This window comes from Dyella sp. SG609 (genome assembly GCF_012275375.1).
GTDB classification, from domain to species: Bacteria; Pseudomonadota; Gammaproteobacteria; order Xanthomonadales; family Rhodanobacteraceae; genus Dyella_D; species Dyella_D marensis.
The window spans coordinates 281,837-294,829 of record NZ_JAAZQJ010000005.1; the positions used below are offsets into that span (position 1 = coordinate 281,837).

The following is a 12,993-nucleotide window of genomic DNA, read 5'->3' on the forward strand; positions in this document are numbered from 1 at the left end:
CCAGTAAGAAGGGCCGGGCAGTCTCCTGCCCGGCCCCCATCGTAACGTGCGGCGATGACGGCAGCCCACGCCCGGCTGAACGGCGGAAGGCAACGCCTCCCGCCCTTCGCTTACTTGCCGGCCTTGGCCTTCGGCGCCGCCTTGGCCGCCACCGGCTTGCCGTCGGCGTCGATCACGTGCACCTCGCCCAGGTTCAGCGCGCGCACCGGCTGCTCGATCTTGCTGAGGTCGCCGACGATCACCCAGGTCAGCGCCTGCGGATGGACGATCTCGCCGATCGCCTTCTGCGCGCTGGCCTGGTTCACCGCCTCGGTGTGCTGCTTCAGGGTCTGCACGTAGTCGTCCGGACGGCCGTACTGCACGATCTCGCTGAGTGCGCCGAGCACCGACGCGGTGGTCTCGAAGCTGCCCGGCAGGCCGCGCACGTTGGACGACTTGATCTTGTCCACTTCCTGCGCGGTGAGCGGCTTGGCGCCGACCACGGCCACGGCTTCCTTCTGCACTTCGCGCGCGGACTCGGCGGTCTTGTCGGTCTGCACCGGCGCATACATCAGGAACGGCCGCTGGCCGAGCGCATCGCGCAGGAAGCTGAAGGCGCCGTAGGCCCAGCGCTTGTCCTCGCGCAGGTTCATGTTGAGGCGCGAGGTGAAGCTGCCGCCGAAGGCGCCATTGGCCACGTCGATGTCGATGTCGTTCGGCGCCTTGCTGGACGGCGCCAGCAGGCCGGCGAGGATCAGCGACTGCGGCGCATCCGGCCGGTCGATCAGGAACACTCGCGGCTTGGCCTGGGCGGCGACCTTGGCGATGTTCTTCTTCGGCAGCGCGCTGTCCGGCGCCTTCCAGTCGTCGAACACCGCGTCGAGCTGCGGAATGATCTGTTCCAGCGTGGTGTCGCCGGCGACCAGGATCTTCACGTTGTCCGGCCGCAGCCAGTTGCGCTGGAAGCCGGCCAGGTCGTCCGCCGTGAGCGACTTGATCGCCGCCTCGGTGCCGGTGCCGGTGAACGGGATGCCGTACGCATGGCCCTGCCCGTACAGCAGCGGCGGCAGCGTGCGCAGCGCGAGGCCCGTCGGCTGGGTCTTCTCCTGCGCGATGCCGGCCAGCCACTGGCCGCGCACGCGCTCGATGTCCTCGGCCTTGAAGGCGGGGTTGCGCACGATGTCGGCGAACAGTTCCAGCGACGGCTTCAGCTGATCGTTGAGCGCATTGAGCGAGGCGGTGCAGGTGTCGAGGCCGCAGCCGATGCTGGTGATCGCACCCAGGCGCTGCTTGCGCTTGGACACTTCCACCGAGTCCAGCGACTTGGTGCTCTCGTTCATCAGCGTGGTGGCGAAGCTGGCGGTGCCGAGCTTGTGGCCCTGGTCGGCCGCGTAGCCGGCGTCGAACTGCAACTGGATCTGCGTGACCGGCACGGTGTGGCGCTGCGCCAGCACCACTTCGATGCCGTTCTTCAGCTTGCCGCGCTCCAGCTTCGGGAAGCTCAGGTCCGGGAACTGGTTGACCTGCGGCACGCCCTTGGCGCGATCGACTTCGTTCTTGCCCACGCTGTACTGCTGCGCGGCCGGCAGCTTGGCGTCGGGGCGGCCCTGCGCGTCAGGCAACGCCACGACCTTGGCGTCTTCCTGGTCCGGATCGAAACCGTCGCCGGCCGGCAGCACGGTCAGCAGGTAGTCGCCCTTGGCCAGCCACTTGGCCGAAGCGGATTTCACGCTGGCGATGGTGGCGCCGTCGATGCGCTCCAGGTCCTTCTTGTAGGCGCCCGGATCGCCGCGATAGACCTGGCCCTCGGCCAGGATCACGGCCTTGCCGCCGAAGCCGCCGACTTTCTCCAGGCCGCGCACGAACGAAGCGCGGTTGCCGACCTTGGCGCGATCCAGTTCGTCCTGGGTCGGGCCGTCGGCGAGGAATTTCTTCAGCTCGTCGGCCACCGCCGCTTCGACCTTGGCCGGATCCACGCCTTCGCGCACGTCGGCCTGGATCTGGAACTGGCTGGCCAGGGCGAACGGCGAGACGCTGGCGGAGATGTCGTCGACGAGCTTGTCCTGGTAGACCAGCCGCTGGTACAGGCGCGAGGTCTTGCCGCCGCCGAGCACGGTGGAGGCCAGGTCCAGCGAGACCATGTCGTCGGTGCCCAGCTGCGGCACCACCCAGGTGCGGTAGATGCGCGGCTGCGACACGTGGTCGTGCTGCACGCCGCGGCTGGACTTGGCCAGCGGCGTGATCCACGGCTGCTGGCGCGGCACCGGCGGGCCGGCGGGGATGTCGCCGAAATACTTGGTGAGCTTTTCCCTGGCCTGCGCCGGCGTGATGTCGCCGGCCAGCACGATCACCGTGTTGGCGGCGCCGTAGTAGTCGTGGAACCACTGCTTCACGTCGGCCAGCGAGGCGTCATCGAGATCCTTCATGGAGCCGATGGTGTCGTGCTGGTACGGGTGGTTGGCCGGGTAGGTGTTGGACAGGATGTTCTGGTCCACGCGGCCGTAGGGGCGGTTCTCGCCCTGGCGCTTCTCGTTCTGCACCACGCCGCGCTGGGTGTCGAGCTCCTTCTGGCCGATCGCGCCGAGCAGGTGGCCCATGCGGTCCGATTCCATCCACAGCGCCATGTCCAGCGCGGTGGTCGGCACCGTCTCGAAATAATTGGTGCGGTCGAACCAGGTGGTGCCGTTCATGTCGGTGGCGCCGGCCAGCTCGAACGGGGCGAAGTAAGTGCCCTTGTGGTTCTCCGAGCCGGAGAACATCAGGTGCTCGAACAGATGCGCAAAGCCGGTCTTGCCCTTGGGTTCGTCGCCGGAACCGACGTGGTACCAGATGCTCACCGCCACCACCGGCGCCTTGTGGTCCTCGTGCACCACCGCGGTCAGCCCGTTGGGCAGGGTGAAGCGGGTATAGGCGATCTCGGGGACGGTCTGCGTGGCCGGGGCGGCCAGGGATGGCGAGGGCGCTGTCATGGCGACTCCGGCGGACAGAAGCCCGGCAATAAGCAGGGCAAGGGGCTTGCGCATGGATGAACCTCCTGTTTCACAGAACCTCCGAGGCTAGTCATGCATGGGGGGAACCGCAAATGACCTTCGGCCGATTGACCCGAAAGGACGGCCGATCGGACACCTCGGGCGTCCGGACAGTGTCCGCTGGCGTGCGCACAGTGTCCGCGGACAGCGGAACAGATCCGGCCGCGCATCCTAAGTTCCGCCAAATCAAGCCCTTGTGATCCGGCCGGGCTTGGCACGGCGCTTGCCATTCCAAGGACGCAGGACCCCAAGCCTTGTCGGAGACACCCCATGAAATTCGAAGCCCTGATGTTGCGCGGTCTGTTCGCCGGCTGCCTGCTGGTGTGCGCTCTGCTGCTGGTGGCGATGGTCAATGCCTCGCCCGACGCCATCCGCCTGGCCGCCAGCGGCAGCGCCGGCCAGCTCGCCCCGGCCGCCCATGCGCAGTGCCTGCTGCCGGCCGATGGCGTGGTCTGTCCCCGCCTGGGCGGTTGAACGCCGGACGGGGCGCTGTTCCGGCGGGCGCCCCGCACAGATAATGGCCGGATGCTGCATGTCATCCTGTTCCATCCCGAAATCCCGCCGAACACCGGCAACGTCATCCGCCTCTGCGCCAACACCGGCGCCTCGCTGCACCTGATCCGGCCGCTGGGTTTCGAACTCGACGATGCGCGCCTGCGCCGCGCCGGCCTGGACTACCACGAGTACGCCAGCCTCGCGGTTCACGACGACCTGGACACCTGCCTCGCCGCCCTGGGGCATCCGCGCGTGTTCGCCTTCTCCACCCGCGGCCGCGTCGCCCATGTGGATGCGCACTACGCGCCCGGCGACGCCTTCCTGTTCGGCTGCGAAACCGCCGGCCTGCCCGGCGAGGTGCTGGATGCGATTCCGGAAGACTGCCGCCTGCGCCTGCCGATGCGTCCACAGAGCCGCAGCCTGAATCTCTCCAACACCGTCGCCGTCGCCGTGTACGAGGCATGGCGCCAGCTGGGCTTCGACGGCGCGGGCTGACCGGCCGCAGGGCGAGTCCGCGCGCCCTGCCGCTACAATGCCGGCCCATGACCGCACCCGCTCCCCGCCCCTTGCTGCCGCGCCCGCTGCGCGTGATCGCCGGCCGCGCGCTCGAGACCGCGCTGAACCACTTGCTCTCGCTCGATCCCGACACCGTGCAGCGCCTGTCCGCGCTGGACGGACGCAGCGTGCAGCTGCATCTGGAAGGCCCCGCGCTGACCCTGGCGATCACCGTGCACGAAGGCCGCCTGCAGGTCGGCCCCGGCCGCGACGACAGCCAGCTGCGCGTGCGCGCCACGCCCGGCAGCCTGCTGGCGATGGCGCTGCGGCGCGACGACGAAGGGGTGGCGCCGGGCAAGGTGGATATCGCCGGCGATGCGGAACTGGCGCGCCGCCTGGAAAAACTCGCCGCGAAGTTCGCCCCTGATTTCGAAGAAGCCTTCACCCGCACCTTCGGCGACGTACTCGGCGTGCCGCTGGCCAAGGCCGTGCGCGAAGCGCTGGCGCATGCGCGCGAAAGCGGCAGCCACCTGGCCGAGGACACCGCTGACTGGCTGCGCGACGAAGTGCGCGTGGCCGCGGCGCCGGGCGAAGTGGAAGGTTTCCTCGACGGCGTGGACGGCTTGCGCGAACGCAGCGAACGCCTGGAATCGCGCCTGGCGCGGCTGGAACAGAAGCTCAAAGGAAACGCCGCGTGACGCCGCTGAAAGTCGTGCCGCGCGTGCTGCGCGTCGCCTCGGTGCTGCTGGCCTACCGGCTCGACGAGCTGGTCGACGCCGCCCATCTGTTCCGCCCGCTGAAACTGCTGCGCCCGTTCCTGGCCAGGCCGCGCGCCGACGTGGCGAACCTGCCGCGCGGCGCGCGCCTGCGCCTGGCGCTGACCGAGCTGGGCCCGATCTTCGTCAAGGCCGGCCAGGTGCTGTCGACCCGGCGCGACCTGGTGCCCGGCGACATCGCCGACGAGCTGGCCCTGCTGCAGGACCAGGTACCGCCCTTCCCCGGCGCCGAGGCGCGCGCCATCGTCGAGCGCGAACTGAAAGCGCCGGTGACGCAGCTGTTCGCGCGCTTCGACGAAACGCCGCTGGCCTCGGCCTCGATCGCGCAGGTGCACGCGGCTGCGCTGCCGGATGGCCGCGAGGTGGTGGTGAAGGTGCTGCGTCCCGGCATCGACGCGCGCATCGCCCGCGACGTCGCCTTGCTGCATTCGCTGGGCGAGCTGGCGCAGCGCTGGCATCCGAACGCCGACAAGATCCGCCCGCTGGACGTGGTGGCCGAAGTCGAGAAGATGCTGGAGAACGAGCTGGATCTGCAGCGCGAAGGCGCCAGCGCCAGCCTGCTGCGGCGCAATTTTGACAGCGGCGTGGATCTCTACGTGCCCGAAGTGCACTGGGAACTCACCGCCGAACGCGTGCTCACGCTGGAGCGCGTCAACGGCGTGAGCTGCGACGACATCGCCGCCATCGACGCCGCCGGCGTGGACCGCAAGACGCTCGCCGCCAAGGGCGTGCGCGTGTTCTACGAGCAGGTGTTCCGCGACAACTTTTTCCACGCCGACGCGCACCCGGGCAACATCTGGGTGGACGTGGCGCGCACCGGCGAGCCGCGCTTCATCGCGCTGGACTTCGGCATCATGGGTTCGCTGCCGGAAGCGGACCAGTACTGGCTGGCGCAGAACTTCATCGCGCTGTTCGAGCGCGACTACGCGCGCATCGCGCAGCTGCACGTCGACGCCGGCTGGATGCCCGACACCGTGCGCATGGACGAACTGGAAGCGGCGGTGCGCACGGTGTGCGAGCCGTACTTCACCCGTCCGCTGTCGCAGATCTCGCTGGCCGAGCTGGTGGTCAAGCTGTTCCAGACCGCGCGCCGCTTCGAGCTCACCCTGCAGCCGCAGCTGATCCTGCTGCAGAAGACGCTGCTGAATATCGAAGGCGTGGGCCGCATGCTCGATCCGGATATCGATATCTGGGCGGTGGCGCACCCGGTGCTCAAGCGCATCCTGCGCGAGCGCTACAGCCCGCGCCGCACCCTGCGCGAAGTGCGCAAGCGGCTGCCGGAATGGTTCCATGCGGCGCCGCAGTTTCCGGAACTGATCCGCGACGCGCTGCGCCAGGTGGCGCGCGGCGAACAGCGCGGGCTGGCCGATCCGCTGGAACTGGCGCAGCGCCAGGAAGCCTCGCGCCGGCAGCAGCGCACGCTCGGCGCCGGCCTGCTCGGCGGTGCGCTGCTGGTCAGCGCCACCTTGCTGTGGACGCAGGCGCCGCAGCATGGCGCGTGGCTGCCGGTCGTCGCGGCCGTAGCAGGCCTGTGCGCGTTCGCAGCCGCGTGGCCGAGGCGCTGAAGCAAGCGCCACACGCATGACCGTGCTCGAACTGATCTACCAGGACGACGCCCTGATCGCGGTGAACAAGCCCGCGGGCCTGGCCGTGCATCGCTCCAAGCTGGTCGGCCCCGCCGACGAGTTCCTGATCGACCTGCTGCGCGAGCAGGTCGGCGGCACCGTGAACCTGGCGCACCGGCTGGACCGCGCCACCAGCGGCGTGCTGCTGGTGGCGCGCTCGGCGGAAGTCGCCGCGGCGCTGGGCGAGCAGTTCATGGGCCGCGGCGTGCACAAGCAATACCTCGCCGTGGTGCGCGGCTGGCCGGAGCCGGAAGCCGCGCTGATCGACTATCCGCTGCCCGGATCGCGCGACACCGGCCCGCGCCGCGATGCACGCACGCGCTACCGCCGCCTGGCCACGGTGGAGGTGCCGATCGCGCTGGGCCGCTACCCGCAGCAGCGCTACGGGATGGTGCTGGCGGAACCGGAGACCGGCCGCTTCCGCCAGATCCGCAAGCACATGGCGCATATCCACCATCCGGTGATCGGCGACTGCCAGCACGGCCGCAGCGACCACAATCGCCTGTACAAGCAGTACTTCGGCTGCCACCGCATGCTGCTGCATGCGTGGCGGGTGAGCTTCGCGCATCCGCTCAGCGGCGCGCCGATGCGGCTGGAAGCGCCGCTCGATGCCGCCTTCGCCGGCGTGCTGGAGCGCTTCGGCTGGGCCGTGCCCGGGATTCCCTGAGCGCCGGTGGGCGGCCCGCCCGGCCCCCGCTACACTGCGCGCCATGCTTATCGTCAGCCGTTCCCTAGCGCTGCCCGAGACCGAGCTGACCGAGCGCTTCCTGCGCGCCGACGGCCCCGGTGGGCAGCACGTCAATCGCACCGAAAGCGCGGTGGAACTGCGCTTCGACGTGGCGCATTCGCCGTCGCTGCCCGACGCCGTGCGCGAACGCCTGCTGGCGCGCCGCGACCGCCGCCTCACCGACGACGGCGTGCTGGTGATCCAGGCCCGCCGCTTCCGCGACCAGGGCCGCAACCGCGAGGACGCGCGCGAGCGCCTGGTCGAGATCATCCGCGACGTGCTGGTGCCGCCCAAGCCGCGCGTCGCCACCAAGCCGTCGCGCGCCTCCAAGGAGCGCCGCCTGGCCGGCAAGCAGCAACGCGGGAAGATCAAGCAGACGCGCTCGCGCAACTGGAGTTCCGAATGAGCCCACCCGTGGTCCCGCCGACGCCGCCCTCGGCGCCCAGGCTCAAGAGCCGCTTCTGGCCGTGGCTGTCGCGCGGCATCTTGCGGCTGAGCGGCTGGCGCCTGCTGGGCGAGCTGCCGGACGTGCCCAAGCTGATCCTGATCGGCGCGCCGCATTCCTCGTACTGGGACGGCCTGTGGGGCCTGCTGATGAAGATCGGCGTGGGCGCCGAGATCAACATCATGATCAAGCGCGAGGTGCTGGACGGCCCGCTCGGCATCATCCTGCGCCCGATCGGCATGATCCCGATCAACCGCAAGGCCGCGCTCAACGTGGTGGGGCAGATGGTGGAGCGTTTCCAGCAGAACGAGCGCATGTGGCTGGGCATCACGCCCGAGGGCACGCGCAAGCAGGTGAAGGAATGGAAGTCCGGCTTCCTGCGCATCGCGCACGAGGCGAACGTGCCGATCCAGACGCTGTTTATCGACTATCCGACCAAGACTTTCACCCTGGGGCCGGTGGTACACGCCACGGGAGACCACGACGCGGACATGCTGAAGATCCGCGCCTTGTTCCGCCCCTATCGCGGCAAGCACCGCAATACGGAGTGACCCGATGGAATCCCTCGGCATCCAGCATTTCGGCGCCTTCGTCCTGGCCTGCATCGCGCTGGCGCTGACTCCCGGCCTGGACACCTTCTACATCCTCGCCCGCAGCGGCCGCGAAGGCCGCACGGTGGGCGTGGCGGCGGTGCTGGGCATCAATACGGGCTGCCTGGTGCATACCTTGGCGGCCGTGCTCGGCATCTCGGCGATCCTGATGACCTCGGCGCTGGCGTTCGCGGCGCTGAAGTATCTGGGCGCGGCCTATCTGGTGTGGATGGGCGTGCGCATGCTGCTGGCGAAGCAGAGTGCGCGGCAGCCGACGGTGACGCGCGGCCGCGGCCTGGGCGCAGCATTCCGCCAGGGCATGCTGACCAATGTGCTGAATCCGAAGGTGGCGCTGTTCTTCCTGGCCTTCCTGCCGCAGTTCGTGTCGATGCAGGCGGCGCATCCGCAGTGGGGTTTGGCGGTGCTGGGCCTGAGCTTTATCGGCGTCGGCCTGGTGTGGTCGATGGTGCTGGCGATGCTGGGCGGCCAGGTGCACCGGCTGCTGGATGCGCGGCCGCACTTCGGGCAGTGGATGGATCGTGCGTGCGGGACGGTGCTGCTGGGCTTCGGCATCCGGCTGGCGATGCAGCGCCAGCAGTAACGCTCGGCGTAGGTTGGGGTGAGCCGCAGGCGAACCCCAACATCGGGCGCATCGCATCGTTGGGGTTCGCCTGCGGCTCACCCCAACCTACCGTTCGGAATGCCCCGATTCGTCGTAATCGCGATGGGTCAGCAGGCCAGGCCGGATCAGATCGATAAAGGCCCGCGCTTCCGCGCTTAAAAATTTCCCCTTGCGCATCACCACCCCATAGGCCCGTTGCGGAAAGTACTGCCGCAGATTGCGCACGGCCAGCCGCGCGCGGTCGGCCTCGGTGATGCAGATGCCGGTGACGATGGAGATCCCCAAGCCCATCGCGACGTATTCCTTGATCACGTCCCAGCCGCCCACCTCGATCGCCACCTGGTACGGCACCTGCCGCTGCTGGAACACCAGGTCCACCATGCGGTACGTCGACAGGCGCTGCGGCGGCAGGATCAGGCCGTAGGGCGAGAGATCCTCCAGCCGGATGCTGTCCTTGCCCGCCAGCGGATGATCCGGCGGCGTGATCAGCATCGGGTCGTAGTGGTAGACCGGCGCCCAGGCGATGTCGTTGGGCACGTCCAGCATCGAACCCACGGCGAAATCCGCCTCGTCCGCGCGCAGCAGGGCCAGGCCGTCCTTGCCGGTGACGTTGGCCAGCTGCAGTTGCACGGCCGGGTACCGCTCGCGGTAGCGGCGCACCAGGTCCGGCAGCAGGTACTGGATGGTGGAGGTGCCGGCGGCGATGGTCAGGCGGCCGCTCTGCAGGCCCTTCACCTTGGCCTGGAAGTCGCGGTCCAGCGATTCCCAGCCTTCCACCAGGGGGCGCGCCAGCTCGTACAGGGCTTCTCCGGCATCGGTGAGATTGATGCGGCGGCGGCTGCGCTCCAGCAGGCGCGTGCCCAGCTCCCGCTCCAGCGCCTGCAGCTGCAGGCTCACGCTGGGCTGCGACAGGTACAGCGCCTCGGCGGCGCGGGTGAGGGTGCCCAGCTTCACGGTGTAGACGAAGGCGCGCAGCTGCTTCTGGCGGTTGCCCTTGTAGTAGAAGCGCGCGGTGCCCTCGGCCGGGGCGACGTCGCCGGCGCGGCGCCGCGGAGTCGATTTGCGGCCCTTGCGAGGCTTGTTCAGCTTGTCGGACGCCTTCGGCACGGCTTTTCGCTCAATGAGTTGGAAAGATCATTAGCATTGCCAATATCTAAAATTGAAACATTCGCTTTGTCAAAGCCAAGCTCGGCGACCTAGTGTCGCCCCATCGTCATCGATGGAGAAGCGCCATGGCCGTCCCCCAAGAACGCCTGCCCCAGCCGTCCGTCCGGATCGAAGGCCGGACCGGTCCCGGCCACGAGAGCATCCTGACCCCGGCGGCCCTGGCCCTCCTGGCCGGCCTGCACCGCCGCTTCAACCGGCGCCGCCTGGACCTGCTGGCCGCCCGCCGTGCCCGGCAGGCCCGCTACGACGCCGGCGTGCTGCCGGATTTCCGCGCCGACACCCTCGCCATCCGCGAAGGCAACTGGACGGTCGGCAAGATCCCCGCCGCCCTGCAGGACCGCCGCGTGGAGATCACCGGCCCGGTCGAACGCAAGATGATCATCAACGCGCTCAATTCCGGCGCGAAGGTGTTCATGGCCGACTTCGAGGACTCCAGCGCGCCGACGCTGGCCAACCAGCTCGACGGCCAGATCAACCTGCGCGACGCGGTGAACGGCACCATCGGCTACACCTCGCCGGAGGGAAAGACCTACCGCGTCGGCCACGACCCGGCCGTGCTGGTGGTCCGCCCGCGCGGCTGGCACCTGCCGGAGCGCCACCTGACGGTGGACGGCGAGCCGATGTCCGGCGCCCTGGTCGACTTCGGCCTGTACGCCTTCCACAACGCCCGTAGCCTGCAGCAGCGCGACCGCGGCCCGTACTTCTACCTGCCCAAGCTGGAGGCGATGGAAGAAGCCGCGCTGTGGCATGAGGTGATGGCTGCCGCCGAGGACGAACTCGGCCTGCCGGCGAACTGCATGAAGGCCACCGTGCTGATCGAGACGCTGCCGGCGGTGTTCCAGATGCACGAGATCCTGCATGCGCTGCGCGAGCGCGCGGTGGGCCTGAACTGCGGCCGCTGGGACTACATCTTTTCCTACCTGAAGACCCTGCGCGGCCACCGCGACCGCCTGCTGCCCGAGCGCGGCCAGGTGCTGATGACGGTGCCGTTCCTGAAGGCCTATTCGGAACTGCTGATCCAGACCTGCCACCGCCGCGGCGCCTTCGCCATGGGCGGCATGGCGGCGCAGATTCCGATCAAGGGCGACGAAGCCGCCAACGAAGCGGCCATGGCCAAGGTGCGCGCCGACAAGCTGCGCGAAGTGCAGGCCGGCCATGACGGCACCTGGGTGGCGCATCCGGCGCTGGTGCCGGTGGCGCGCGAGATCTTCGACAAGTACATGCCCTCGCCGAACCAGCTCAACGTGGCGCGCGCCGACGTGCAGGTATCGCGCGACCAGCTGATCGCGCCCTGCGCCGGCACCATCAGCCGCGCCGGCTTCGACAACAACGTGGAAGTGGCGCTGCGCTACACCGCCGCGTGGCTGGACGGGCTGGGCTGCGTGCCGATCCATCACCTGATGGAAGACGCGGCCACCGCGGAAATCGCGCGCGCCCAGCTGTGGCAGTGGCTGCATCACGGCGGCGTGGAATTCACCGACCACGCACCGATCGATTTCGCCCTGTTCGACCAGGCGCTCGCGGCGCACACCCACCGCCTGCGCGCCAGCACGCATCCCGGCGCCGCGCGCGCCGACGACGCCGCGGCGCTGCTCGCCTCGCTCACGCACGCCGCCCAGCTCGGCGACTTCCTCACCCTGCCCGCCTACGACCGCCTCGCCTGAGCGCGACGCATCGAAGCCCTTTGTTACCAGGAGTCATCTCATGAAGAACGCCCTGCCCACCGCCGACCAGCTCACCCTCGACTGGCAGAACAACCCGCGCTGGAACGGCGTGCGCCGCAACTACACCGCCGCCGACGTGGTGCGCCTGCGCGGCACCGTGCCGGTGGAGCATTCGATCGCCCGCCAGGGTGCGGAGCGGCTGTGGAGATCGCTGCAGCAGGAAGACTTCGTCAACGCGCTGGGCGCGCTGACCGGCAACCAGGCCATGCAGCAGGTGAAGGCCGGCCTCAAGGCCATTTATCTCAGCGGCTGGCAGGTCGCCGCCGACGCCAACCTGGCCGGCGAGATGTATCCGGACCAGTCGCTGTATCCGGCCAATTCGGTGCCGCAGGTGGTCAAGCGCATCAACAACACCTTGCTGCGCGCCGACCAGCTGCACCACGCCGAAGGCAATGACGAGATCGACTGGATGGTGCCGATCGTGGCCGACGCCGAAGCCGGCTTCGGCGGCGTGCTCAACGCCTTCGAGCTGATGAAGGCGATGATCGAGGCGGGCGCCTCCGGCGTGCACTTCGAAGACCAGCTGGCCTCGGTGAAGAAGTGCGGCCATATGGGCGGCAAGGTGCTGGTGCCAACGCGCGAAGCGGTGGACAAGCTCACCGCCGCGCGCCTGGCCGCCGACGTGCTGGGCGTGCCCACCCTGCTGGTGGCGCGCACCGACGCGGATGCGGCGGACCTGCTCACTTCCGACATCGACGACAACGACCGTCCGTTCGTCACCGGCGAGCGCACCGTGGAGGGCTTCTTCCGCGTGCGGCCCGGCCTGGAGCAGGCGATCAGCCGCGGCCTGGCCTATGCGCCTTACGCCGACCTGGTGTGGTGCGAGACCAGCAAGCCGAACCTGGAAGAAGCGCGCAAGTTCGCCGAGGCGATCCATGCGCGGTTCCCCGGCAAGCTGCTGGCCTACAACTGCTCGCCCAGCTTCAACTGGAAGAAGAACCTGGACGACGCCACCATCGCGAAATTCCAGCGCGAGCTCGGCGCGATGGGCTACAAGTTCCAGTTCATCACCCTGGCCGGCTTCCACAGCCTCAACTACGGCATGTTCGACCTGGCCCACGGCTATGCGCGCCGCCAGATGAGCGCCTTCGTGGAGCTGCAGGAGCGCGAGTTCGCCGCTGCCGAGCGCGGCTTCACCGCGGTGAAGCATCAGCGCGAAGTGGGCACCGGCTACTTCGACCAGGTGACGCAGGCGATCCAGCAGGGGCAGTCGTCCACCACGGCCTTGAAGGGCTCCACCGAGGAAGCGCAGTTCCACGCACGGCGCGCTTCGGCGGCCTGATCGGGCCAGCACCACTTGGCGTGGCGCCGGCAGGGAT

At 69.1% G+C, this 12,993-nt stretch carries 12 protein-coding genes; 10 read left to right on the forward strand and 2 right to left on the reverse strand.

What is annotated here, in order from left to right; all coding sequences use genetic code 11:
• Nucleotides 1-110: 110 nt before the first annotated feature.
• Nucleotides 111-3,002 (reverse strand): pitrilysin family protein, encoded by a 2,892-nt coding sequence (locus FHW85_RS11740; protein ID WP_168648350.1) that lies wholly within the window; start codon nt 3,000-3,002, stop codon nt 111-113.
• 276 nt (nt 3,003-3,278) lie between these two features.
• On the opposite strand from FHW85_RS11740, the gene FHW85_RS11745 reads away from it, so the two are divergent.
• From FHW85_RS11745 to FHW85_RS11780, 8 genes are read left to right on the forward strand one after another with little or no spacing between them, the layout of a single operon-like run.
• Nucleotides 3,279-3,482 (forward strand): hypothetical protein, encoded by a 204-nt coding sequence (locus tag FHW85_RS11745; RefSeq protein ID WP_167253359.1) that lies wholly within the window; start codon nt 3,279-3,281, stop codon nt 3,480-3,482.
• Nucleotides 3,483-3,533: 51 nt separating this feature from the next.
• On the forward strand, nt 3,534-3,998 hold the full coding sequence (locus FHW85_RS11750) for a tRNA (cytidine(34)-2'-O)-methyltransferase (RefSeq protein ID WP_168648351.1): 465 nt from the start codon (nt 3,534-3,536) through the stop codon (nt 3,996-3,998).
• Nucleotides 3,999-4,045: 47 nt separating this feature from the next.
• On the forward strand, nt 4,046-4,696 hold the full coding sequence (locus tag FHW85_RS11755; protein WP_168648352.1) for an SCP2 sterol-binding domain-containing protein: 651 nt from the start codon (nt 4,046-4,048) through the stop codon (nt 4,694-4,696).
• Entirely contained in the window at nt 4,693-6,339 is a 1,647-nt protein-coding gene (gene ubiB, locus FHW85_RS11760; RefSeq protein ID WP_168648353.1) for a ubiquinone biosynthesis regulatory protein kinase UbiB, read from the forward strand. Before FHW85_RS11755 ends, ubiB begins: the two co-directional genes overlap by 4 nt.
• Nucleotides 6,340-6,361: 22 nt before the next feature.
• A complete protein-coding gene (locus FHW85_RS11765) occupies nt 6,362-7,066 on the forward strand; it encodes a pseudouridine synthase (protein WP_168648482.1) in 705 nt (234 codons plus the stop codon).
• A 43-nt stretch (nt 7,067-7,109) separates the two neighbouring features.
• Nucleotides 7,110-7,532: an alternative ribosome rescue aminoacyl-tRNA hydrolase ArfB gene (arfB, locus tag FHW85_RS11770; protein ID WP_167253351.1), complete on the forward strand. Its 423-nt coding sequence runs from the start codon at nt 7,110-7,112 to the stop codon at nt 7,530-7,532.
• Nucleotides 7,529-8,122: a 1-acyl-sn-glycerol-3-phosphate acyltransferase gene (locus FHW85_RS11775; RefSeq protein WP_168648354.1), complete on the forward strand. Its 594-nt coding sequence runs from the start codon at nt 7,529-7,531 to the stop codon at nt 8,120-8,122. Before arfB ends, FHW85_RS11775 begins: the two co-directional genes overlap by 4 nt.
• 4 nt (nt 8,123-8,126) lie before the next feature.
• Nucleotides 8,127-8,762 (forward strand): LysE family translocator, encoded by a 636-nt coding sequence (locus tag FHW85_RS11780; RefSeq protein WP_167253347.1) that lies wholly within the window; start codon nt 8,127-8,129, stop codon nt 8,760-8,762.
• An 87-nt stretch (nt 8,763-8,849) separates the two neighbouring features.
• Here FHW85_RS11780 and FHW85_RS11785 read toward each other — a convergent pair whose 3' ends face one another.
• Nucleotides 8,850-9,890, reverse strand: coding sequence for a LysR family transcriptional regulator (locus FHW85_RS11785; RefSeq protein ID WP_167253345.1), 1,041 nt, complete (start codon nt 9,888-9,890; stop codon nt 8,850-8,852).
• Between the two features lie 125 nt (nt 9,891-10,015).
• Between FHW85_RS11785 and aceB the strand changes: the two genes are divergently transcribed.
• Nucleotides 10,016-11,614 carry a malate synthase A gene (gene aceB / locus FHW85_RS11790; RefSeq protein ID WP_168648355.1) on the forward strand — a complete coding sequence of 533 codons (1,599 nt, stop codon included), beginning with the start codon at nt 10,016-10,018 and terminating at the stop codon, nt 11,612-11,614.
• Between the two features lie 40 nt (nt 11,615-11,654).
• Nucleotides 11,655-12,956: an isocitrate lyase gene (aceA, locus tag FHW85_RS11795; RefSeq protein WP_167253341.1), complete on the forward strand. Its 1,302-nt coding sequence runs from the start codon at nt 11,655-11,657 to the stop codon at nt 12,954-12,956.
• Nucleotides 12,957-12,993 lie beyond the last annotated feature (37 nt).

Excerpts from the sequence above, each read along its gene's own strand:
- FHW85_RS11740 (WP_168648350.1), bottom strand. The coding sequence starts at position 3,002 with ATGCGCAAGCCCCTTGCCCTGCTTATTGCCGGGCTTCTGTCCGCCGGA.
- FHW85_RS11745 (WP_167253359.1), top strand. The coding sequence starts at position 3,279 with ATGAAATTCGAAGCCCTGATGTTGCGCGGTCTGTTCGCCGGCTGCCTG.
- FHW85_RS11750 (WP_168648351.1), top strand. The coding sequence starts at position 3,534 with ATGCTGCATGTCATCCTGTTCCATCCCGAAATCCCGCCGAACACCGGC.
- FHW85_RS11755 (WP_168648352.1), top strand. The coding sequence starts at position 4,046 with ATGACCGCACCCGCTCCCCGCCCCTTGCTGCCGCGCCCGCTGCGCGTG.
- arfB (WP_167253351.1), top strand. The coding sequence starts at position 7,110 with ATGCTTATCGTCAGCCGTTCCCTAGCGCTGCCCGAGACCGAGCTGACC.
- FHW85_RS11775 (WP_168648354.1), top strand. The coding sequence starts at position 7,529 with ATGAGCCCACCCGTGGTCCCGCCGACGCCGCCCTCGGCGCCCAGGCTC.
- FHW85_RS11780 (WP_167253347.1), top strand. The coding sequence starts at position 8,127 with ATGGAATCCCTCGGCATCCAGCATTTCGGCGCCTTCGTCCTGGCCTGC.
- aceB (WP_168648355.1), top strand. The coding sequence starts at position 10,016 with ATGGCCGTCCCCCAAGAACGCCTGCCCCAGCCGTCCGTCCGGATCGAA.
- aceA (WP_167253341.1), top strand. The coding sequence starts at position 11,655 with ATGAAGAACGCCCTGCCCACCGCCGACCAGCTCACCCTCGACTGGCAG.